At 50.9% G+C, this 23,136-nt stretch carries 23 protein-coding genes; 20 read left to right on the top strand and 3 right to left on the bottom strand.

Annotated features, from left to right (window positions below; translation table 11 throughout):
- Positions 1–166 precede the first annotated feature (166 nt).
- The 12 genes from rnz (at position 167) to JRJ22_RS29285 (ending at position 11,836) form a co-directional block, all read left to right on the top strand.
- A complete protein-coding gene (rnz, locus tag JRJ22_RS15025) occupies positions 167–1,096 on the top strand; it encodes a ribonuclease Z (RefSeq protein WP_206100318.1) in 930 nt (309 codons plus the stop codon).
- Between the two features lie 348 nt (positions 1,097–1,444).
- A complete protein-coding gene (locus JRJ22_RS15020; protein ID WP_206100317.1) occupies positions 1,445–2,233 on the top strand; it encodes a TIGR01457 family HAD-type hydrolase in 789 nt (262 codons plus the stop codon).
- 46 nt (positions 2,234–2,279) lie between these two features.
- A complete protein-coding gene (locus tag JRJ22_RS15015; protein WP_206100316.1) occupies positions 2,280–3,095 on the top strand; it encodes an Fpg/Nei family DNA glycosylase in 816 nt (271 codons plus the stop codon).
- A complete protein-coding gene (locus JRJ22_RS15010) occupies positions 3,085–3,942 on the top strand; it encodes a deoxyribonuclease IV (RefSeq protein ID WP_206100315.1) in 858 nt (285 codons plus the stop codon). The genes JRJ22_RS15015 and JRJ22_RS15010 overlap by 11 nt, the downstream gene beginning before the upstream one ends.
- Positions 3,943–3,945: 3 nt before the next feature.
- Entirely contained in the window at positions 3,946–4,290 is a 345-nt protein-coding gene (locus JRJ22_RS15005) for a cyclic-phosphate processing receiver domain-containing protein (RefSeq protein WP_206100314.1), read from the top strand.
- Positions 4,287–4,619, top strand: coding sequence for a thioredoxin family protein (locus JRJ22_RS15000; RefSeq protein WP_206100313.1), 333 nt, complete (start codon positions 4,287–4,289; stop codon positions 4,617–4,619). Before JRJ22_RS15005 ends, JRJ22_RS15000 begins: the two co-directional genes overlap by 4 nt.
- Entirely contained in the window at positions 4,620–5,396 is a 777-nt protein-coding gene (locus tag JRJ22_RS14995; protein ID WP_206100312.1) for an ABC transporter ATP-binding protein, read from the top strand.
- Position 5,397: 1 nt separating this feature from the next.
- Positions 5,398–6,465: an SAM-dependent methyltransferase gene (locus JRJ22_RS14990; RefSeq protein ID WP_232380852.1), complete on the top strand. Its 1,068-nt coding sequence runs from the start codon at positions 5,398–5,400 to the stop codon at positions 6,463–6,465.
- A gap of 158 nt (positions 6,466–6,623) precedes the next feature.
- Positions 6,624–8,123, top strand: a complete 1,500-nt coding sequence (locus JRJ22_RS14985) for a serine/threonine-protein kinase (RefSeq protein WP_206100310.1) — start codon at positions 6,624–6,626, stop codon at positions 8,121–8,123.
- Between the two features lie 145 nt (positions 8,124–8,268).
- Positions 8,269–9,828: an ABC-F family ATP-binding cassette domain-containing protein gene (locus tag JRJ22_RS14980; RefSeq protein WP_206100309.1), complete on the top strand. Its 1,560-nt coding sequence runs from the start codon at positions 8,269–8,271 to the stop codon at positions 9,826–9,828.
- Between the two features lie 76 nt (positions 9,829–9,904).
- Positions 9,905–10,960, top strand: a complete 1,056-nt coding sequence (locus JRJ22_RS14975; protein WP_206100308.1) for a ThiF family adenylyltransferase — start codon at positions 9,905–9,907, stop codon at positions 10,958–10,960.
- Positions 10,961–11,086: 126 nt separating this feature from the next.
- Positions 11,087–11,836, top strand: a complete 750-nt coding sequence (locus JRJ22_RS29285) for a winged helix-turn-helix domain-containing protein (RefSeq protein WP_232380851.1) — start codon at positions 11,087–11,089, stop codon at positions 11,834–11,836.
- A gap of 22 nt (positions 11,837–11,858) precedes the next feature.
- Here JRJ22_RS29285 and JRJ22_RS14965 read toward each other — a convergent pair whose 3' ends face one another.
- Together JRJ22_RS14965 and JRJ22_RS14960 are read right to left on the bottom strand one after the other, a co-directional pair.
- Entirely contained in the window at positions 11,859–12,365 is a 507-nt protein-coding gene (locus JRJ22_RS14965; protein ID WP_206100307.1) for a C40 family peptidase, read from the bottom strand.
- A 279-nt stretch (positions 12,366–12,644) separates the two neighbouring features.
- Positions 12,645–13,286, bottom strand: a complete 642-nt coding sequence (locus JRJ22_RS14960; RefSeq protein WP_206100306.1) for a thiamine diphosphokinase — start codon at positions 13,284–13,286, stop codon at positions 12,645–12,647.
- A gap of 171 nt (positions 13,287–13,457) precedes the next feature.
- Between JRJ22_RS14960 and JRJ22_RS14955 the strand changes: the two genes are divergently transcribed.
- Positions 13,458–13,922: a low molecular weight protein-tyrosine-phosphatase gene (locus tag JRJ22_RS14955; protein ID WP_206105150.1), complete on the top strand. Its 465-nt coding sequence runs from the start codon at positions 13,458–13,460 to the stop codon at positions 13,920–13,922.
- 148 nt (positions 13,923–14,070) lie between these two features.
- Here JRJ22_RS14955 and JRJ22_RS14950 read toward each other — a convergent pair whose 3' ends face one another.
- Positions 14,071–14,802, bottom strand: a complete 732-nt coding sequence (locus tag JRJ22_RS14950) for an alpha/beta hydrolase (RefSeq protein ID WP_206100305.1) — start codon at positions 14,800–14,802, stop codon at positions 14,071–14,073.
- A 265-nt stretch (positions 14,803–15,067) separates the two neighbouring features.
- On the opposite strand from JRJ22_RS14950, the gene pdhA reads away from it, so the two are divergent.
- The 7 genes from pdhA to JRJ22_RS14915 all read left to right on the top strand — a co-directional run bounded on the left by pdhA (position 15,068) and on the right by JRJ22_RS14915 (position 23,117).
- On the top strand, positions 15,068–16,135 hold the full coding sequence (gene pdhA, locus JRJ22_RS14945; RefSeq protein WP_054940872.1) for a pyruvate dehydrogenase (acetyl-transferring) E1 component subunit alpha: 1,068 nt from the start codon (positions 15,068–15,070) through the stop codon (positions 16,133–16,135).
- A 15-nt stretch (positions 16,136–16,150) separates the two neighbouring features.
- Complete coding sequence (locus tag JRJ22_RS14940; RefSeq protein WP_054940871.1) at positions 16,151–17,128, top strand: alpha-ketoacid dehydrogenase subunit beta; 978 nt, start codon at positions 16,151–16,153, stop codon at positions 17,126–17,128.
- Between the two features lie 210 nt (positions 17,129–17,338).
- Positions 17,339–19,006, top strand: coding sequence for a 2-oxo acid dehydrogenase subunit E2 (locus JRJ22_RS14935; protein ID WP_206100304.1), 1,668 nt, complete (start codon positions 17,339–17,341; stop codon positions 19,004–19,006).
- A 3-nt stretch (positions 19,007–19,009) separates the two neighbouring features.
- Positions 19,010–20,422 carry a dihydrolipoyl dehydrogenase gene (gene lpdA, locus JRJ22_RS14930; RefSeq protein ID WP_054940869.1) on the top strand — a complete coding sequence of 471 codons (1,413 nt, stop codon included), beginning with the start codon at positions 19,010–19,012 and terminating at the stop codon, positions 20,420–20,422.
- A 203-nt stretch (positions 20,423–20,625) separates the two neighbouring features.
- A complete protein-coding gene (locus tag JRJ22_RS14925; RefSeq protein ID WP_206105149.1) occupies positions 20,626–21,600 on the top strand; it encodes a S66 family peptidase in 975 nt (324 codons plus the stop codon).
- Between the two features lie 186 nt (positions 21,601–21,786).
- Positions 21,787–22,581: a thymidylate synthase gene (thyA, locus tag JRJ22_RS14920; RefSeq protein WP_206100303.1), complete on the top strand. Its 795-nt coding sequence runs from the start codon at positions 21,787–21,789 to the stop codon at positions 22,579–22,581.
- Positions 22,582–22,625: 44 nt separating this feature from the next.
- Positions 22,626–23,117: a dihydrofolate reductase gene (locus JRJ22_RS14915; RefSeq protein ID WP_206100302.1), complete on the top strand. Its 492-nt coding sequence runs from the start codon at positions 22,626–22,628 to the stop codon at positions 23,115–23,117.
- The last annotated feature ends 19 nt before the right edge of the window (positions 23,118–23,136 follow it).

Here is a 23,136-nt window from a genome sequence, read left to right as displayed (position 1 = left end):
CTAGCGGACCTCCCGTACAGGGAGGTTTTTTGCTGGAGCATGAAGTTATTTGGGGAAGGATACAGGTAAAGATGATTTCCTCTCCCAAAAAGGGTAAAATTCATTTCAGAGATGCAGCGGCAAAGGCCGCGTGTTCATTCGAAAAAAAAGGAAAGGAGGATTTAGGATGGAAATTTATTTTCTCGGCACGAATGCCGGTGTTCCCACACTGCAGCGCAATGTAACCTCGATTGCCCTCAGACTGATGGAGGAACGCCGCAGCTTCTGGATGTTCGATTGCGGAGAAGGGACACAGCATCAGGTGCTGCGTTCACCGCTGCGGCTGGGCAAGCTGGAGAAGCTGTTTATTACCCATTTGCATGGTGATCATCTTTTCGGCTTGCCGGGGCTGCTGTCCAGCCGGGGGTATCAGGGCGGTACGGCTCCGCTGACAGTGTATGGTCCTCCGGGACTGAAGGCTTTCCTGGATGTTTCCTTGTCCGTAAGCCAATCACGCATGCCTTACAAGCTTGAGATTGTGGAGCATACCGGCGGGCTGGTATTTGAGGATGAAACCTTTAAGGTTGAGGCGGGTCTGCTGGAGCACCGGATTGACAGCTATGGATACCGGGTAACCGAGAAAGACAGCCCGGGCAGTCTGAACACGGAGCTGCTCCAGAGCTATGGACTTAAGCCTGGCCCGTTATATGGCAAGCTCAAGAAGGGCGAAGATGTGACTACGGAGAGCGGAGTAGTAATCCGGGCTTCCGAAGTGGTCCATGAGCCCAAAAAAGGGCGCATCGTAACCATACTTGGGGATACCAGACCCTGCCCGGGGAGTCTGCCGCTGGCGCAGGAGGCTGATCTGATTATCCATGAAGCAACCTTTGCCCATGATCTGGCGGAGATGGCTTACCAATATCACCACAGCACTGCTGTCCAGGCGGCAGAACTGGCCCGGGAAGCGGAAGGCCGTGAACTGTTGCTGACTCACTTCAGTTCGCGTTACGTTTCACAGGAGGAGCTGACTCCATTACTGGAAGAAGCACAGGCGATCTTCCCTCAAACCCTGCTTGCGGAAGAGTTCTGCACCTTCCCTGTATACCGGAGAAAGTAAGCAGAGAAGCTGGGAAATCCCCGGGGAAATGGCTGAGGAAATCAAATTATTTTCCGGGAAAGCGCAGGAAATGACAGGGGAGTGTCAAAAATAGCCCGGCTCTGCAGCGGTTCGCTATCGTTCGACTAAGTATGTTAAATTTTAATTAAAACAACCTTGGTAAACCTAAGAAGCAGGGGAGAATATGGCGAAATGAGGACGGATTATCCTGCCTCTTAACAACATATAAGCCTGTGTTCTGTAACGGCACAGCTGAAATTAGAGCGGTAATAAAAGCTGTTTTTTAAAATTAATGAGATTACTTATTAATAGCATTAATTAAATATCCGGAGGAACTGGAGGGGGATTATGAAGGATTTCGGAGGCTTACTCATTGATCTGGACGGAACTTTATTTCACGGTGGCCGGATGATCCCCGGCGCTGATAAATTGATAACAGGGCTTCGTGCGGCAGGTGTACCTTTTTTGTTCGTAACGAACAATTCTTCGCGGACACCCGCTAATGTAGCCGCACATCTGAGCGGAATGGGCATTGAAGCCAAGGCGGAGGAAGTCTGCACTTCCTCGCTGGCAGCTGCACGCTATATCGCTGAGGAATCACCGGAAGCAAGGGTGGCGATACTTGGAGAAGAGGGCCTTATCGAAGCCTGCACCGCAGCTGGCTTGACGATTGTCACAGATGACCCGCAATATGTTGTACAGGGCATCTACAGATCTTTTACATATGATTCACTGGCACAGGCTTCACGCTGGATCATGGGCGGAGCGAAATTTGTGCTGACCAATCCGGATCTGATGCTGCCGTCGGATGACGGAGTAATGCCGGGGGCGGGAACGCTTGGTGCTGCCATCGAAGCTGCAAGCGGTGTGTCGCCAGTAGTTATCGGCAAACCGGAATCATACCTGATCAATTATGCCGTGTCGATGCTGGGTATTAAGCAGCATGAGGCTGTTGTGGTCGGCGATAACATGCGGACGGATATTTCAGCGGGGGCCAATGCGGGCTGCCGGACGATCCTTGTGCTGACAGGCTTGACTACACAGGACAATCTTGAACACTATAAGACGGTCACCGGCGTGACACCGGATGTAATTTGCAGCGATTTAGCTGAACTTATATCGATGCTCGGTGTATAATGGCAAAGGTGTGAGTTTTTTACCAACCTAGAAGGGACGATGAACAATGCCGGAACTGCCGGAAATGGAGAATTACAGAAAGCTGCTCAGTCAGCATCTTATAAATGTTCCGATTACAGGTGTGACCGTGAACAGAGAGAAAACCATCAACATGGAGGCCGGGGACTTTAAGAACGCATTACTGGGTGCCCGTATCGTTTTTGTGGAACGCCGGGCGAAGCATATTCTGTTCCACCTGCATGACGGGCGCAGATTACTGCTTCACCTGATGCTGGGCGGCATATTGTATTACGGCACGGAAGAGGAGCGTCCTGAACGGAGCACACAGGTGGAATTGGCATTTGGTGACCATATTCTATACTTCATGGGGCTGCGTCTGGGTTACCTGCATCTGTTGTCGGTGAAGGAAAGTGAAGCGGCCATGGGCAAGCTGGGACCTGAGCTGCTGGACCGCCGGATGACCGCGGAGCGATTCGCTGCGCTGCTGAAGGGCCGGAGAGGGGCGCTAAAAAGTCTGCTTGTGAATCAGCAGGTTATGGCCGGTATCGGCAACTGCTACGCGGATGAGATTGCTTTTGAAGCCAGACTGCTGCCTTCCACGCTGGTGCAGAATCTGTCGCCGGAGGCCGTCACCCGCTTATACGAGAGTATGCGCAAAGTACTGACGGAAGCAACCGAAATCGGCGGCTACATGGAGATGCCGTTTATGGCCGGCGATACCGTTACCGGCTCGTATAATGATCAGTGTAAAGTATATGACCGGGAAGGCGAACCATGCCTGCGCGGCGGGGGAACCATTGTCAAAACAGAGCTGACCGGACGCAAGGTGTTCTATTGCCCGGACTGCCAGCATGAAGGGTAGCCCCAAAATCGGGGCTCATGTCAGCATCCGCGGCGGATACGGCCGAGCGGCCCGTTTTGCCTGGGAGAGCGGTGCGGCATGCTTTCAATATTTTCCGAAAAATCCGCGCAGTCTGAAGCCGAAACCGCTTGATAGGCGGGATGCGGAGGACTGCGCCGCCTTTTGCCGCAAGCACAATATGGTCTCCATTGCCCACACCCCTTATCCGACTAATATGGCGGCTGATACAACTGGTGCTGCATCCAGATCGGTAATGGTGGCGTCACTGCGCAATGATCTGGAGATTGCTGAGGCTTGCGGCTCGCTTGGTATTGTAGTGCATTTTGGACATTTTGCCGGAATGGAGCCGTTACAAGGCTACCAAAATATTATACAATGTATGAATGATACCCTTAGCTCCTGGGATGGCCGGGCAAAGCTGCTGATTGAGAATCAGGCCGGTAATCACGGAAGTGAAGGCATGACACTGGAAGAACTGGTCAAAGTCCGTGAGCTTAGCCGCTTTCCGGAGAAGATCGGGTTCTGCTTCGACACATGCCATGCTTTTGCCGCCGGGATCTGGAATCCGGACCAGACAGCGAAGCTGCTGCAGTGGGGAACTGAACTGGATTATTGGCGTAATCTTACTGCAGTTCATCTGAACGATTCATTATTTCCCTTCGGTTTGCGGAGGGACAGGCATGCCGGGGTCGGGGAGGGGTATATCGGGGAGTACAGCCTGCGGGAGCTGCTGCTCTCAGAGCCCATCCGTCATGCGGTTGTTGCCTTGGAGACCGCCAAAGGGCCTGACGGCAGCCACCGTCAGGAAATTGCAGCCGTACTGAAATGGTATGAAGCGGAGGAGTAGCCGTTGATTAATATATTTATGGACGATTGCCGCAAGCTGCCGCGGGGTTTTACGCTGGCAAGAACAACTGAAGAATGCCTGCTGCTCTTGCGTGAGTGCGAGGTTAATATATTGTCGCTCGATTATGACATGGGGCCTGATGATTACAGCGGGGATGAGGTATGCAGACGTATGGTGCTTGAGGGGCTGTTTCCGCGCCAAATCTATCTGCATACCTCCAGTAGCTGGGGCCGCAAAGAAATGTATGAGCTTCTCTATACCGCAAGACCAGTGGGAACCGAATTGTATAATGGCCCGATTAGTGTTGAAGTGCTTGCCGGAATCGCTGCAGGAGCGGCCGGCAAATGACAGAATTTAAGAGCTTGAACGAGCAGGAGCTGATGAAGGCCCTGCTACAGTCCGGTGATCCCTTGGTTGTATTCCTGCATACACCGCTGTGCGGTACCTGCAAGGCCGCCCGGCGCATGCTGGAGGTTGCGTCCCATCTGCTGCCGGCCGAACTAGTTATAGCTGAGGCTAATATAAATTTGCTGCCGGGTCTGGTCAGCCAGTACCGTATATCCAGCGTTCCTGCACTTCTGGTAGCCCCTGCTGACCGGATTGCTGAACCGGAAATCTATTATTCAATGGGCTCTGTAGAACGGATGCTGGAATACATAAGGAGAGTGACCTCATAAATGATATCATTACAACATCTAACGCTGCGGAGAGAACAAAGCCTGATTCTTGATGATGTATCACTGGAAATGAAGCAGGGCGAGAACTGGGTCATTCTTGGGCGCAACGGTTCCGGAAAGACTACTATTCTGGAGATGATTACCGGATATTTGTTCCCGAGCAGCGGCTCCGTTGAGGTGCTCGGTTATAAATACGGCCAGTGCGATCTGCGTGAGGTACGCAAGGAGATTGGTTACATCGGCCCTTCGCTGATGGAAAAGCTGTCGCTCAGCGATCCTGTATGGGAAGTGGTTGCCACCGGCGCCTATGCCTATCTTCGCTTCTATCAGGCGATTCCGCAGCAGGTACAAGAGCAGGCGGTTATGCTGCTTGAAGAGATGAATCTGGGCGAGCTGGCCTATCATCCGTTCGGTACCCTGTCTCAGGGTGAACGCAAAAAGGCAATGCTGGCGAGATGCCTGATGGCCAACCCTAAGCTGCTCATCATGGACGAGCCTTGTGCCGGACTTGATCTGTACGAACGTGAGAAAATGCTTGCGGAGATTGATAAGCTGAAGCAGCGCAATGTTTCGGTAGTCTATGTCACGCATCATGTTGAGGAAATCGTACCGCTTTTCTCCCATGTGGCGCTGATCCGTGACGGAAAGCTGGCGGGCTCAGGCCCCAAAGAAGAAGTGTTAACGAAAGATATGATCTTGGCTACTTTTGATATTCCCGTCGATGTTGAATGGGATAACGGTCGTCCCTGGATTAAAATCAGACCTGGAGGCAGATGATTTGAACGATTTAACACAAACAACCGGAGAGCAGGCTGCTGCTCCGGAAGAAAAGATTCTTTCACGTTATATCTGCACGGCCAATCACGGCTTTGCCCCATACGCTCAGGAAGAGCTTCGCCGCCTGTTCGGGGCGGTGAAAAGCACGCTGCTGCTGCCGGGGGAGATTTTCCTGGCCACGCTGGAAGGTGAACCGGAAGAGGTATCACGGGTGCTTAGCGCGAATCTGCCGATCTTCCTGCGGCATATTCAGCCGGTACAGTTTCAGGATCAGGGAGATCTCTCGGCGCTGGACCGGTTGGCCGTATATTTAAGCCGCCGCAGTGAACTGGAAGGTGAGAAGGTGTCGCTGCATGTCCGCAAGGGAGCAGCCTCGTTCTGGCAGGACAGCCCTGGTGAGCTGCGCGAGTGGCTGCAGGAGCGGCTGCAGAGCCTGGAGGCTGATTTCACCGTACAGGACCCTGCCTGGGTGATTTCCGTCTATGCGGACGGAGATGCGCTGTATGCCGGGGTGTCCCGGCCTGAGGACAATCTGTCCAGCTGGAACGGCGGCATGATCCGTTTCCGCAAGGAAGACGGACAGATCTCGCGGGCAAAATTCAAGCTGATGGAGGCGGAGAAGGAATTTGCCATTCCGTTCTCAAACTTCCGCAATGCTGTTGATATTGGTGCTTCACCCGGCGGATGGACCTCATTCCTGCTGGAACGCGGTCTCAAGGTAACGGCGGTTGATCCTGCGCTGATGCATGAGTCGCTCCGCAATCTGCCCGGACTGAAGATCCTGCGCAAAAATGCCGGGGAAGTCAAATTCCGGGATAATGAATTTGATCTGCTGGTCTGTGATATGAGCTGGAGTCCCAAGCTGATGGCGAAGCTGGTCACCGGCCTGCTCCACAGCCTTTCACCGGGCGGAACAGCAGTGGTCACAGTGAAGCTGATGCACAAGAAGCCACTGGCTGTAATTAAGGAGATTATCGCCATGTTTGAAGGTGAGCGGATGCAGGTTCAGCGGGCGAAGCAGCTGTTTCATAACCGTGACGAGATAACACTTTATATGATTAAATATTAATCAAATGAAATAGTATCACTCAATTGTATCACCTAAAGGGAAAGTATCCCGTTGTCTGCACCACCGGCCTCGTGCCGGATGGTATCAACAGCGGCGTGCTTTCTCTTTTTTGTTATAAAGTAGGGTTTTGTATGAGTTTTATTAGGGGGATGTTGACGATGATCTTTCAAACAAAACTGGCACCCGGACAGTTAATTGGAGAGCGGTACCGGATTATGAGCCTGATCGGCTCCGGCGGAATGAGCCATGTTTATCTGGCCGAGGATACGCGGCTGCCAGGGCAGCGGTGGGCGGTGAAGGAAAGCATCAGCCATCATAAGACAGCGGGAGCTGTGGAGGCGGAGGCGGAGCTGCTGATCTCTTTGAACCACCGTCTGCTTCCGAGAGTTGCCGATTTTTTTGCGCCGGATGAAGAAGGCTACTGGTATATGATCATGGATTATATTGAGGGGGTGACGCTGGCGGAAGCTATAAAGGCAAATACAGAGCCGATGGATGCGGGACGTATTATTTCCTATACCCGCCAGCTGCTGGAAGTGCTTGCGTTCTTGCACGGGCAGCAGCCGCCGATTATATACCGCGATCTGAAGCCGGCTAATATTATGCTGACCGGAGCAGGCGGGCTGATGCTGATAGACTTCGGAATCGCCCGCAGCTATAGAAAGGGAGCCGGAGAGGATACAGAGAAGCTAGGTACCGCCGGTTTCGCGGCTCCCGAGCAATACGGCAGCGGGCAGAGCGGACCTTCGTCGGATCTGTACGGCCTGGGAGCGATTATGCTGTATATGGTTTCCGGCGGGTTGTACAGCCGCTGGGTGCCGGGAATGGAAGCCAGGCTAAACGCCAAAATTCCGGAGGCCTTAATTCCTGTTATCCGGCGGCTTCTGCGCTATCATCCGGAGGAAAGATTTCAAAGCGCGGAAGAAGTATTACAGGCGCTTGAGCCTCTTACAGATTCTGTAGATGAACCGTCTAAAAGCGGGATGCGGCCGGCATTATCCGTAAAGCGCCACACTGCTGTTGTTGCACTGCTCGGCGTATCCGCTGGTCTTGGAACGACGCATACCTCTCTGGCAGTAAGCAGCGGGCTGGCCCGAAAGGGGACCACCGCATGGGTTGACTTCAGCCCGGAATCTTCCGTGTATGACCGGATCTGCAGCCTGCTTGATTATCCGGTACATCCAGGGCAACCGGGCCTGCCTGAGGCACCGCTTAGCTGGAAAGGAATTGATTACTGGCGGCGTCCGGTGCAGGGTGATTTAACAGACCTGCTAAATAAAAACTATACATACCTCGTGCTGGATCTCGGAACCGGCGGATACGCAGGGGCACTTGAAGAGTTTACAGGCAGTGATATACCGCTGCTGCTGGCTTCCGGATCCACCTGGCGGCTGGAGGATACGCTGCACTGGCTGCGTCGGAGCAGACTTCCGGTTCATGCGAACTGGCAGATTTGCCTGCCGCTGGCTGGTGGCGCAGCAGCGGAGCTGCTGAGTTCAGCATTGGGCGGACAGGTGAAGGTGGGTAGCCTGCCACTGCAACAGGACCCTTTTCAGCATAACGGGAGGCTGGTTCAAGCGCTTGGACAGCTTCTGGCGGAGACTGGCAGACTTCCTATTCCTGCAAAACGCAGCGGATTATTTCAGAAAAAAATGTAAAAATATCAAATTAATTTTCTTAGGAGGCGCGGAACAGGTAAATCTTTATTTAAGTGGGGCCCTGACTTGTGTTAAAATGGTCGTTATATGTACTGACAGAATATTGGCCTCATGTTAAAAATAGATAGGAGCTTACTGAGAATTTATGAGTTTACTTACAGTAGAAGACGTTTCCCACAACTTTGGAGAACGGCAGTTATTCACGAATGTGTCGTTTCGCCTGCTGGCCGGCGAGCATGTTGGACTGGTGGGAGCGAATGGCGTCGGCAAATCGACGCTGATGAATATTTTGACCGGAACCCTGCTGAAGGATAGCGGAAAAGTAGAATGGACACCGAGAGTGCGCTACGGTTATCTGGATCAGCACACGAACCTTACACCTGGAAAAACGGTGCGTGACGTGCTGAAGGATGCTTTCCTGCCGCTGCTTGAGCTGGAGAGTGAAATGATGGAGATTACCGGCAAAATGGGCGATGTCTCGCCGGAAGAGCTCGAGCTGCTGCTGGAGCAAATGGGTGAAATTCAGGAACAGCTGGATATGGGAGATTTCTATCTGATTGATGTAAAAGTCGAGGAAATGGGCAACGGTCTGGGTTTGTCGGCAATCGGACTCGATCGGGATGTAGCTTCCTTAAGCGGGGGACAACGGACCAAGGTTCTGCTGGCCAAGCTGCTGCTGGAGAAACCGAATGTGTTACTGCTTGATGAGCCTACCAACTACTTGGATGTCGAGCACATCGATTGGCTGACGAACTACCTGAAGCAATATCCTTATGCTTTTTTGCTGATTTCTCATGATACAGAGTTTATGAATAAAGTCGTTAATGTGGTGTACCATCTGGAATTCGCCAAGCTGACCCGTTATACGGCGAACTATGAGAAATTTCTGGATATGGCGGAAATGAACAAGGCCCAGCATATCGAGGCATATGAGAAGCAGCGGGATTACATCAAGAAGCAGGAGGATTTCATCCAGCGAAACAAAGCGCGTGCTTCCACTTCTGGCCGGGCGAAAAGCCGTGAAAAGCAGCTTGACCGCATTGAGCGGATTGACCGGCCGGAGGAGGCAGCGAAGCCTAGTTTCTCGTTCAAAGAGAGCCGCTCCAGCGGCAAAACCGTATTCGAGGGCATTGACTTCGAAATCGGCTATGACCGTCCGCTGCTGCCTAAGCTGAATATGACGATTGAACGCGGGGACAAGATTGCGATTGTCGGTTGCAATGGTGTAGGTAAATCCACGCTGCTGAAGTCGATTCTGGGCGTAATTCCGGTATACAGCGGTAAAACTTACTTAGGTGATTATCTGAATGCAGCCTACTTCCAGCAGGAGGTTAAGGCAGCCAATATTACACCGATAGATGACGTGTGGAACGAATTTTCCAGTCTTACTCAGAATGAAGTGCGCGGCCATCTGGCCCGCTGCGGTCTGAAAAACGAGCATATTACCCGTCCGCTGAGCATGCTGAGCGGGGGGGAGCAGGCTAAGGTGCGTCTTTGCAAGCTGATGATGCGGGAGAGCAACTGGGTTCTGTTCGATGAACCTACGAACCATCTGGACATCGTTGCCAAGGCGGAGCTGAAGCGGGCATTGCAGGAGTATAAAGGCACGATTCTGCTTGTCTCTCATGAACCTGATTTCTACGAGGATTGGGTCACGAAGATTTGGGATGTTGAGCAGTGGTCAGCACAGGTACAGACGGTATAGTTTAATTTAAAATCCGGGGATGGGCAGTGGACCAGCTGCTATTTCCGGGCTTTTCAATATGGGGGGATTGTTAGGGATGAGCCATAGTGAAGATATCAATAGTTCAGGTAGAGACGGCCGATATTCGCGCCAAGTCCGCTTTACGCCGTTTGGGGCAGAGGGGCAGGCGGGCCTCGCCCGTTCGAGTGTGTTAATCATCGGTGCAGGTGCGCTCGGTACCGGCATTGCTGAGACGCTCGCCCGCTGCGGTGTCGGAAGACTGATTCTTGCCGACCGGGACTATGTGGAGTGGAGTAATCTACAGCGGCAGCAGCTGTATACAGAAGCAGATGCCAGCAGCAGAATGCCTAAGGCTGAGGCTGCAAAAGCGCGGCTGGAGCAGATTAATTCCGGGATCGTGATCGAGGCCCATGTGTTGGATGTTCGTGCGGAAGAGCTGGAAGGCCTGCTGCCCGGAGTGGATCTCATTATGGACGGCACAGATAACTTTGATACACGGCTGATAATCAATGATATGGCTCAGAAACACGGAATTCCCTGGATTTATGGAGCATGTGTAGGCAGTTACGGAATAACCTACACGATTTTGCCGGGAGAGACACCTTGTCTGAACTGTCTGCTGGGAACGGTTCCGTTAGGTGGAGATACCTGTGACACTGCAGGCATTCTGCCGCAGGCGGTGCAGCTAGTTACGGCTAACGGAACTGCTGAAGCGCTCAAATTGCTGGGGGGGCGGCAGGGCCAGCTGCGGGACAAGCTGCTGAGCTTTGATGTGTGGCGCAATGAGCACCAGGAGATTGGGGTAAAGGCAGCTAAGAAGGAAGATTGCCCGTCCTGTGGCAGCCATGCGATTTATCCTTACCTGACCGCGGCCAATACGGAACGCAGTGATGTGCTGTGCGGCAGGGATACTGTTCAAATCCGGCCGGCACACCGCCAAAAGCTGGATTTACAGGAGACGGCTGCCCGGCTCTCCAGGTTGGGGAGTGGAAGGGTCGAGAGTAATCCTTATCTCGTTTCCTTTACGGAGGAACCTTACCGTCTGGTGATTTTTGCAGACGGGCGGGCTCTGATTCATGGGACCAGTGATGTAGCCGCCGCCCGCAGCGTATATCACCGATATTTTGGATAATGTAGTAGAACTTAATGTGAAGACCATTCCCATCTGGAATGGTCTTTTTGCTTTGGGGGAATTCTAAGTTTGATCTGAGGCGGGATTCTGCCGCAAGGCTGATAATGATGCGGGGAGGGGAGATCCATGAACGAAATCATCGCCTGGTACATATCTGGGACTGCCCGTGAAGCCGGTGAATCAAAGGAAAGCGTCCGTAATAGGGAAGAGGTACGTTCGCAGATTGAAGAAGCACTGGGCCAACTTGGACTGCAAACAGCAATAAGCGAAGATCTCGAGGATCTTCGCTTATTGTTAGCCAGAGTTCATCCCGTTCTGCTTCTGGCGGAGCTGCTGAATCCCGGGGAATGGGCCGGTTGGAGCATCGTTTCGGAGTTCCGGGCACAGGGGACCTTTTTACCGGTGATGGTAATTGCAAGTGAAGGTGCTGGCGAAGATGCCGTTGGGGTATTTGAAGCGGGTGGAAATGAATATATGCAACAGCCGCTGCACACAGGTGAGTTCAGATGCAGAGTAATGAATCTGCTCTGGCTTACGGGACGACGGCGCAGCCTTGAATCCCTGCTTAAGGTCGATGGCCTACTGCTGGACTCCAGCCGCCGGCTGGTCAGCCGGGATGGAATCGAGCTCATGCTGACCCCCAAAGAATTTGATCTGCTCTATTATCTCGCTCTGCATCAAGGGGAAATTTGTCCCCGGGACGAAATCTTAAAGCAGGTGTGGGGGTATCACTTTCCTGCGGACACCAATGTGGTAGATGTCTATATTAGACATATCCGCATGAAGGTTGATAAAGGTCATCGCAATAAGCTGATTCATACGGTACGCGGAACCGGATATATCATGAGGGCGCCCGAAGGCGGCCCTACAGGCTGATTGTCCTTAATAAGGAGAAGTTCTACAGTACGCGGCGTGCTTTCAGGTAGGTTCTTTTCCAGTTGCCGGAATTCAGGTTTGACACTGTGACGCCGGGGGAACCGTACGTGTGTAGAATCTTGCCGTTGCCGGCGTATACTGCTACGTGGGTCACGTTTTTACCATTAGCTCTGCTGCCGCTGGAGAAGAAGACCAGATCGCCAACACGGAGATTCGCTTTGGATACGGCTTTTCCGACTTTTGATTGAGCAACAGAAGTACGCGGCAGGTTAATGCCATATTTGGCAAAGATATATTTAGTAAAAGAGGAGCAGTCAAAATATCTTGTAGTAGAAGTAGATGCGCCGAACTGATAACGCACACCCAAGTATTTTTTGCCTAAGTTTACAATGCTTTGTCCAGTAGAGGACGATACAGATGCGGCAGCAACAGGTGCTGTGCCGGCTCCTGTAGCCATCAGAGTGCTCAGGCCAATTGTAGTGCTTATCCCCACGATAATCGCTTGTTTGAACCATTGGTGCTTTTTCATGTTGTAATACCTCCCAGGTTTGTATCTATCATGTATTCTTCTTTCTCTGTTTCGTAGTATATCAGTTAATTTGACGCCTATATTTTTCCATAAATGTCTTAGATTCAAGCTGGGCATGGGTTGGAAGCGTTTTATTAAAAAATCATTAAAAGTTACAAAAAATTAATATTTATCGGTCTGATGAGCACAAAAAAACCGGAAACTCCTTTGCTGGCAAGGGATTCCCGGTTTTTAGGTTTTGAAACAAAGGTTACAACGATGTCTCCGAATTTCTATGTATTAATCCCTGCTTTGGATGATCAGCAGCAGTCCGCTTTGGATAGTAACCGTGCCGGACTCCCCGATCAGCCGGTTGCTGACAGCCAGGGATTGGCCCAGTTTCAGCGTGGCATTCTCCAAAGGATATTGAAAGCCCTGCAGGGTGATTCCTGTTACTTCCGGTGTCAAGGGGAGCAGGGAGACATAGGTGAATCCGCGTTCCTGAACAAGAGCTTGCGACCCGGTAAGGGTGATATAATTATGTGAATCCATCACAGAACAGCTCACCTGCCGCTGCATTGCTCTCGTCATCATCTGGATGCCGGCCAGAGTGTGGTCCATTCGTGTGCCTGTTACACCCATCAGCAGGATGGATTCAGGCTGGGTGCCTAGTGCCAGGTCAAGCGCCATTTCACTGTCGGTCAAATCCTTGTCGATCGGGTCGCAGGTAATTGTTTGTTTACTGCCTGCTTGAATCTGTTCCAGCGCTTCCGGGCTGACGGAATCAAAGTCACCAACAGCAATATCCGGTGTAATACCATGGGAGACAAGGAACAAAGCTCCGCGATCAGCACCGATTATAAAATCATCTTCGTCTATTTGGTGCAGCAAGTCCTCGGACAGCGCACCGCCGGCGAATATAACAACTCGTTTGGATGGCAAAACAATCCCCCTCCTTCTTCTGATGTATAGTTTGTCATCCTGAACAAGTATAATGCAGATCGAAAAGTTGTACAATTGGACCAGGCAGCGGTAAAATGTATAGAGCGGGTTTCTTCTATATAGAAGCCGCACAGTTTAGCTGGCCAAAAAGATCTCCGGGAGGTGAGAGAAATCGTAAATGTGTTATTCGTATGTCTGGGGAATATCTGCCGTTCACCTATGGCTGAGGCAGTTCTCCGCAGCAAAATCGCAGAACGCCATCTGTCAGAGCGTATCGGTGTAGATTCAGCAGGAACAGGGGATTGGCATATTGGTAAAGTGCCGCATGAAGGGACCCGGCGTATTCTCGACCAGAAGGGGATTAGCTATGAGAATATGACAGCACGTCTGGTGAGCAGCGGTGATTTTGAGAAGTTTCAATATATCGTCTGCATGGACAACTCCAATGGCGTGAATGTCCGCAAGCTTCCCGGCGGAGATAAGGCAGAGCTGCTGTTTTTCATGGATTTGCTGCCGGACGAAGAGCTGCGTGAGGTACCGGATCCTTATTTTACAGGAAATTTTGAGCAGGTCTATGACCTTATCAATGCCGGCTGCGATGTTTTGCTGGAGCGTATTATTAAAGAAAAGCTATAGCTATAGTACACTGAAATACGGGCTTAACCGGCTGCCATCCTAAAAAAGAGGACGGGCACCGTGTGCCCGCCGCAAAATGGAAGCGCAAACAAGCTGTGGATATACATACTCCGGCATAATGTTCACGTTTTCGCCTTTTTATGCTGTTTCATGGGGTAAAGAAATAGAGTAATGATTCTGGGAGTTCTTTTTGCCAAAATCCCCAAAGATGCTTGCCGTCCTTTTCACGGTAGGAAACTGTTGCACCGCGGGATTCAAGCAGAGCCTTGGTGTCCCGGTTCATCTGGACGAAATCGTATACTCCGGTATCCGTCTGATAATCTGTCTCCTGCAGTCCTACTACCATATTAATGTCCAGCCAGGATAGATCCTCTTCCAGAGCGATGATGTCGCGGGACTCCGGATAATAGGCGCCTGAAAGGCTCAGGACTCGGTTGAACAGACGGGGGTAGGCAAGGGCCAGGTGCAGGGAAACGCTGCCTCCCAGGGAGTCTCCGGCAATGATCCGTTCATCCGGGGTACGGCGGACCGGATAATTATGTTCAATGAAGGGAATAATCTCTTCGGCAAAGCAGGCAAGGTATTGTCTGAACCGGCTGCCAAAGGGAGCATACTCCTGTGTCCGGACGGCGACATTCACTTCAACGCCTACGATGATGAACGGCTCAATGTCTTCCTCTATAATGAGCTGCCCGGCGAGGGTGGCGATCCGGCCGAAATTAAAGAATTCCTCTCCGTCCTGGCAATAGACAACAGGATAGCTGAGTACTTCATTATAGCCTGGGGGAAGATAAATCCGGAGCTTGCGTTCTTCCTGCAGATGTTCGCTCCAAAGTGTTTGTTTAACGATTGTACGTTTCAGAAAAACAGGTTCGCTCATCACTGAATCGTCACCTTTCTTGTCGAATTTTGCATTAACCGTGTGCTTGCGTTAAAATTACCCAAGTGGTAAATGTGCCAAAAATCATTTACCTGCTTGAAAAAAGCAAATCTGTTATAGAGAATTTCATCACCTGTTATACATACATAATTTATGGAAACATAAATTTTATGCGTATTTCTTTGACGAAACAGATAAAACAGGTGTATAATAATTCTATAACAGAGACCACTGATATTCAAATTTTTTTATTGAGGTGAAGATGATGACTAGAGTTCCTTATGAAGTGTATACAGAGGACGTGGAGGCCCTTACGGTGCTTTCTCCGGATGGAGAAGTTATCAACAAGGACATGATGCCTGCACTTACCGATGATCAACTGAAAGAAATTATGTACCGTATGGTATTTACCCGTACATGGGATGACCGTGCCGTCAATCTTGGCCGTCAAGGCCGCCTTGGTTTCTATGCGCCGGTATCCGGCCAGGAAGCAACCATGATCGGCAGTGAGTTCGCACTTCAGAAAGAAGACTTCGTGTGCCCGGGCTACCGTGATATTCCACAGCTGGTATGGCACGGACTTCCATTATATCAGGCTTTCCTTTATTCCCGCGGCCACCAGCACGGCGGTCAGATTCCGGATGGTGTTAATGTATTAATGCCACAAATCATCATCGGTGCGCAAATTCTGCACGCTACCGGGATCGCAATGGGCTTCAAGCTGAAGAAGCAACAGAATGTTGCAATTACTTATACAGGTGACGGGGGTTCTTCCGAAGGCGACTTCTATGAAGGCCTGAACTTTGCCGGACGCTTCAAATTACCGGTTATTTTCTTTGTACAGAACAACGGCTATGCGATTACGACTCCGTTCGCTAAGCAGACGGCTTCCAAATCTATTGCCCACAAAGCAGTAGCAGCCGGTATCCCTGGTATTAAAGTAGACGGTATGGATGTCTTCGCAGTTATTGCAGCAGTGCAGGAAGCTGCAGAACGTGCACGTAAAGGCGAAGGTGCTACGCTGATTGAAGCTGTGACTTACCGTTTCCGTCCGCATTCCCTGTCTGATGACGCCAGCAAATACCGTTCCAAGGATGAAGAAGGCCAGTGGAACGAGAAGGATCCTATCGCCCGTCTTGCCAAGTATTTGGAGAAGAAAGGCCTATGGACCGAAGAAGACACGCTGCGCGTAAGAGAAGAAGCGAAAGCGACTGTGAACGAGCAGATCAAAAAAGCAGAGCAAACCGAAAAAATGACCGTTTCAGGCTTGATCGACAGCATGTTCGAGGTAACTCCGAAACATCTGGAAGAGCAAAAAGCCGATTTTGAATAAGGGGGATATCAGGCAATGGCACAAATGAATATGAAAGAAGCAATCCGTGACGCAATGCGCGTTGAACTGAATCGTGACCCTAATGTTATGATCTTTGGAGAAGACGTTGGTAATGTAGGCGGCGTTTTCCGTGTAACAGAAGGGCTGCAGAAAGAATTTGGCGAAGACCGTGTGTTCGATACACCGCTTGCCGAGTCCGCAATCGGCGGTCTGGCATTTGGTCTCGGGGTACAGGGCTTCCGTCCAATCGCTGAAATCCAGTTTGTCGGCTTCATTTTTGAAGCCCTCGACCAGATCGTTATTCAGGCTGCACGCCTGCGCTACCGTTCCGGCGGCAAATATAATGCTCCAGTCGTGTTCCGTACTCCTTTTGGCGGCGGCGTCAAAGCTGCTGAGCTTCACACTGACTCTCTTGAAGGCCTGATTGCCCAAAGCCCGGGGATCAAAGTTGTTATTCCTTCTAACCCGTATGATGCCAAGGGACTGATGATCGCTTCGATCCGCGACAATGACCCTGTATTCTTCATGGAGCACTTGAACCTGTACCATGCGTTCCGCGCAGAAGTACCGGAAGGTGAGTATACCGTCGAACTGGGCAAAGCAAACGTTGTCCGCGAAGGTTCGGATGTTACTATTATCTCTTACGGTCTGATGGTACATACTGCCACCAAAGCCGCTGATCAGCTTGAAAAGGAAGGCATCAAGGCTGAAATTATCGATCTGCGTACGGTTAGCCCGATTGACATCGACACCATTGTTGCTTCTGTGAAGAAGACCAATCGTGCCATTGTAGTTCAAGAAGCACAAAAGAGCTCCGGCGTTGCTGCCGAAGTCATCGCTCAAATTAATGAAAAAGCAATTCTGCATCTTGAAGCGCCTGTTCTTCGTGTAGCAGGTCCGGATACCATCTATCCATTCGCACAAATCGAGGATACCTGGATTCCTACACCGGCACGCGTCATTGCAGCCGTGAAGAAAGTAATGGAATTCTAAATAAGTTTCAAGCTGCCGTCCTTATTTAAGGGCGGCACCCGTTTCTGCAATACATTTAAGATACTTACTAGGCGGATGCTTTCGAAGCAAGTTTTGCGGAGTGATTCGAAGAAGCAGATGCTAACAAAACTAAGCGTATGCTTTCGAAGCGAGTTTTGCGGAGTGAATACAGGAAGCTTATGCTAACAAAACTTTTGGGAGGTTATCAAGGTGGCAAAATTTGAGTACCGGTTCCCTGAGCTGGGCGAAGGTTTGCATGAGGGCGAAATTATCAAAATGCATATCAAAGCCGGCGATAAAGTAACCGATGACGATATCGTAATGGAAGTTCAGAATGACAAGGCAGTAGTAGAGGTTCCTTGCCCGGTCAACGGCACAGTGCTTGAAGTCTTCACTAAAGACGGTCAAGTCTGCCGCGTAGGTGAAGTTGTGGCAATTATCGATGCAGAAGGCGATGTTCCTGAGCAGGAACCAAGCCATGCAGAACCGCAGTCCACTCAAGAGGCAGATGCAGCTAAAGGCGGAGCGGATACTACTTCTTCTCCTGCAACAAGCACCCCGGCAAACGGCGGCGCTGTGAACTTTGAATACCGTTTCCCTGAATTGGGTGAAGGTCTGCACGAAGGCGAAATCATCAAAATGCATATCAAAGTCGGCGATAAAGTAACTGACGACGATATCGTAATGGAAGTGCAGAATGATAAGGCAGTAGTAGAGGTTCCTTGCCCGGTCAACGGTACTGTCCTTGAAGTGCGTGTGAAAGACGGACAGGTATGCCGCGTAGGCGAAGTTGTAGCAATTATTGCTGCTGAAGGCGAAGTTCCACAGCAGGAAGGCGGCCACGCTGAAGCTCCTGCAGCCCAGGAAGCTGCACCGGCACCAGCTGCTGCACCGGCTGCTGCTCCAGCGCCTAACCGTGACATTCTGGCTACACCAAGTGTACGCAAATTCGCCCGTGACCAAAGCGTTGACATCTCCAAAGTGAATGGCTCCGGCAAGAACGGCAAGATCACTCACGAAGATGTTGAAGCCTTCCTGAAGGGCGGCTCCGCAGCATCTGCGGCGGCACCAGCAGCGGCAGCACCTGCAGCATCTGTGGCAGCAACTACGGCTCCAGCGGCAGCAGCGCCTGCAGCAAAAGCAGCAGCTCCAGCTGCAGCATCCGGCAATGTGAGCCTGGAAGAAGAACGCGTACCATTCAAGGGTATCCGTAAAGCTATCGCTAATGCTATGGTTAAATCGGCTTACACTGCACCGCATGTTACGATCATGGACGAAGTGGATGTTACCGAGCTGGTAGCCTTCCGTGCCCGCATGAAGCCTGTTGCCGAGAAGAAAGGCGTGAAGGTTACTTACCTTCCGTTCATCGTCAAAGCACTGGTTGCAGCTTCCCGTCAATTCCCTGCGCTTAATGCGATGATTGACGAAACCACTAACGAAATTGTCTACAAGAAATACTACAACATCGGTATCGCAACAGATACAGACAACGGCCTGATTGTTCCGGTTATCAAGGATGCTGACCGTAAGAGCATCTGGATGATCGCTAGTGCCATCACTGATCTGGCTGTTCGCGGACGCGACGGCAAACTGGCTCCTAATGAAATGAAAGGCAGCACGATCTCCATCAGTAACATCGGCTCCGCCGGCGGTATGTTCTTCACTCCGATTATCAACTTCCCTGAAGTTGCCATTCTGGGTACCGGACGTATCACTGAGAAACCGGTTGTTAAGAACGGCGAAATCGTAGCAGCTCCTGTAATGGCCCTGTCCTTGAGCTTTGACCACCGGATTATCGATGGTGCAACAGCCCAGAACTTCATGAATTACATTAAGACCCTGCTTGCAAATCCTGATATGTTAGTTATGGAGGTGTAATAAATGGTAGTCGGAGACGCTTCAATCGAAATCGACACATTGGTAATTGGTGCAGGTCCCGGCGGGTATGTGGCGGCAATTCGTGCCGCCCAGCTCGGCCAGAAGGTACTGATCGTGGATAAATCGGAGCTCGGCGGTGTCTGCTTGAACCGCGGATGTATTCCGTCCAAAGCCCTGATCTCTGCAGCCCATCAATATGAAGCTGCGCAGCACGGCGAAGTTTTCGGTGTAACTGCTGAGAACGTAAAGGTAGACTGGTCCAAAACTATGGAATTCAAAAACGGTGTCGTGAAAAGAATGACTACCGGTGTTACCAGCCTGATGAAGGGTAACAAAATCGAAGTATTTAGCGGAGAAGCTATGTTCATCAGCACAAACGAAGCCCGTTTGTTCAATGAGCATGAATCCCCGCGCTACAAATTCAATAACTGCATCATCGCGACAGGTTCCCGTCCGATTGAACTGAAGCCTTTCCCGTTCGGCGGACGTATCCTGTCCTCGACAGAAGCTCTGGATCTGCCTGAGATCCCTAAGAGCATGATCGTTATCGGCGGCGGCTACATCGGTGCCGAGCTTGGCCAGATGTACTCCAAATTCGGTACTAAAGTAACGATCATTGAAGGTCTGGATACTGTACTTCCAGGCTTCGATAAAGATATGACCCGTCTGGTTGCCAAGAACATGGCGAAGACAGGCATTGAGATCGTAACGAATGCCAAAGCGGAAAGCGCTGTTCAGAACGACAAGGAAGTAACCGTGAAGTACTCCGTGGGCGGCGAGTCCAAAGAGATTACAGCGGATTACCTGCTCGTTACTGTAGGACGCCGTCCAAACACAGATGGCGAACTAGGTCTTGATCTGATCGGTGTAGAGCTTGATGAACGCGGTCTGATCAAAGTTGACCACCAAGGCCGCACTAATATTCCTAACATCTATGCTATCGGCGATATCGTTCCAGGGCTGGCCCTGGCACACAAAGCTTCCTATGAAGGCAAGATCGCTGCAGAAGCGATTTCCGGCCACAAATCAGTTGTCGACTACAAAGTCATTCCGGCGGTTGTATTTACCGATCCTGAATGCTCCAGCGTAGGTCTGACTGAAAAAGAAGCTAAAGACAAGGGCTACAAAGTAAAAGCCGGCAAATTCCCGTTCGCGGGCAATGGCCGTGCGGTTTCCTTGAACGCTCCGGAAGGCTTCATCAAGATTGTGGCTAACAGCGAGAACAACCTCGTACTGGGCGCACAAATCGTCGGTATTGAAGCATCCAACCTAATTGCTGAGCTGGGTCTGGCGATTGAAATGGGCGCTACGCTCGAAGACATCGCTTTGACAATCCACGCGCATCCTACCCTTGGCGAAATTGTCATGGAAGCGGCTGAGCTGGTTGAAGGCCACCCAATCCACGTTGTGAAATAATAAATCACCATCTGCTTAAGCGACACATCATAGAAGGGACTTCCAATGTCATAATAATGGCGGAGGGAGTCCCTTTTTTGAGAATTATACTTTTATTTTGGAGGGCTTAATGAATGCAAAGAATTTCTGAACAAGAAGCCCGTACTTTCGGCAGTGAAACGAAACACGACCTTCTGGATAGCGGAGAGCGCAGTTTGAAAGCTATGAAAGCAGCTAAACTGAAAGCAGGAGACGAAATCCGCATCATTTCACCATCCAATAGTCTTGGAATCATAGCCCCTGAACAAATTGAGGCATCTAAAGGGCTGCTCCAGGGGCTCGGGTTCACGGTTTCTTTTGCCGAACATGCTTATGAGTTGGATGTGTTCTCATCCTCTTCTGTCAGCTCCAGAGTAGAGGATATCCATGAGGCTTTTCGTGACCCTAAGGTTAAGGGGATACTGACCACCCTGGGGGGCCACAACTGTAACCAGCTGCTGCGTGAGCTTGATTATGAGCTGATTGCCGCTAATCCCAAACGTCTCTGCGGATACTCGGATATTACTGCGCTAGGAAGTGCGATATACACCCGAACCGGACTGATTACGTATTCGGGTCCTCATTTTTCGACGTTAGCCATGCAGTACGGGAATGAATATACGATCCGGCACTTTATCCAGATGATGACGGAGGACGTGGAGATCCTTGTACAACCCTCTGCACAGTGGAGTGACGATGCTTGGTTCTTGGATCAGGAAAATCGTACGTTTGAGCCTAATGCTGGTCCGGTTACGATCTATCCAGGATCTGCGGAAGGAATCATTATCGGCGGCAATCTGTGTACGTTGAATTTGCTTCAAGGTACGGAGTTTATGCCAAGCCTTAAGGATGCAATTCTGTTTCTGGAGGATGACTTTGAATCCAGTCCGGAAACCTTCGACCGGGATCTGCAATCTCTGATTCATCAGCCGGGCTTTGAGCAGGTCAGAGGGCTGGTAGTCGGCAGATTTCAAAGGGCATCGCGGATAACGCCGGATTTACTGTCTACGATCATTAGGAGTAAAAAGGAGCTGCAGCAGCTGCCGGTCATCGCCGACGTGAATTTTGGACACACCTCGCCGCTGATCACTTTTCCGATAGGAGGACAGGCTAAGCTGATCGCTGAAGAGGGACGTGTGGAGCTGAAGATCTGGGAGTAGCTGAAATTGGCGGAATTGGATTTTATAAGCAGCGTGGTTTCCACTATTTACAGGAAGAGGCAATCGCTGTGCGGGTGACCGTGAGGGATCATCAGGAAATTGCATTTTCTGCGCTTTAGGAAGTTACAAGGGCGGTCAGGTCATGGTAAACTGGGAGAAGAAAAAAAGGGGAGGGGAGCGAATACCTTGCGTAAATATTTGGATTTACTTCAGGATGTACTCGATCATGGCACGACAAAAAGCGACCGCACAGGAACCGGCACAATTTCCGTATTTGGGCGTCAGCTTCGCTTTGATCTGTCCGAAGGGTTCCCGCTGGTTACAACCAAGCGAATCCATCTGAAATCAGTAGTATACGAGCTCCTGTGGTTCTTAAAGGGAGATACAAATACTTCGTACCTGAAGGAGAACGGTGTCTCCATCTGGGATGAATGGGCCGACGAGAACGGTGAGCTGGGACCGGTGTACGGTTCGCAGTGGCGTGCCTGGGAGAGTAAGGATGGCCGGACGATTGACCAGATTTCCGCAGTGATCGAATCGATCAAGCACAACCCGGACTCCCGCCGCCATATCGTCAGTGCCTGGAATGTAGGCGAGATTGAGGAGATGAAGCTGCCGCCTTGCCACTTTGTCTTCCAGTTCTATGTAGCGGACGGCAAGCTCTCCTGCATGCTGACCATGCGGTCTGTAGATACCTTCCTTGGACTGCCCTTTAATATTGCCAGCTACGCACTGCTTACACATATGGTAGCGCAGCAGACGGGATTAGAGGTTGGCGACTTCATTTGGTCCGGCGGCGATGTGCACATTTATACAAATCATCTGGAACAGGTGGCTACCCAATTGTCCAGGGAACCGCATCCGTTGCCGAAGCTGAATATTCGCAGAAAGCCGGAGAGTATTTTTGACTATACTTTTGAAGATTTCGAGTTTGAGAATTATGTATACCATCCGGGAATTAAAGCTCCGGTCGCAATCTAATCTTTTTGGGGACATGATGTTTCTTTGACAAGGAGGGCATAAATATGAGTATCAGCATGATTTGGGCGATGGGCGCTAATGGCGTTATCGGCAAGGATAATGATATGCCATGGCATCTGCCGCGGGATTTCGCCTACTTCAAAGAGCAGACTCTCGGTAAACGGATGCTTATGGGCCGCAAAACTTGGGAATCGCTCGGCGGGAAGCCGCTAAAAGGCAGAAAGAGTATCGTGATTACACGGGATACCAGCTTTCAGCCGGAAGGGGCGGAAGTGATTCATTCACTGGAGGAAGCGCTGGCCGAAGGACGCAAAGAAGATGAACTGATGGTCATCGGCGGAGCTGAGATTTACCGGATGATGCTCCCGTATGCCGATAAGCTGATCGTGACCCGAATTGATGAGGAATTTGCGGGAGAGACGAAGTTTCCTGAAGTAGAGTGGGATGAATGGGAAGAGGTGTCCAATATACCGGGGATTCGCGATGAGCAGAACCCGTATGATTACCGATTCTACGTTTATCAACGTACGGTTTAACGAAAAAGCGTTTTCTCTG

It is taken from the genome of Paenibacillus tianjinensis (assembly GCF_017086365.1).
GTDB lineage: Bacteria > Bacillota > Bacilli > Paenibacillales > Paenibacillaceae > Paenibacillus_AQ > Paenibacillus_AQ tianjinensis.
This window is presented reverse-complemented; position numbering and strand designations above follow the sequence as displayed.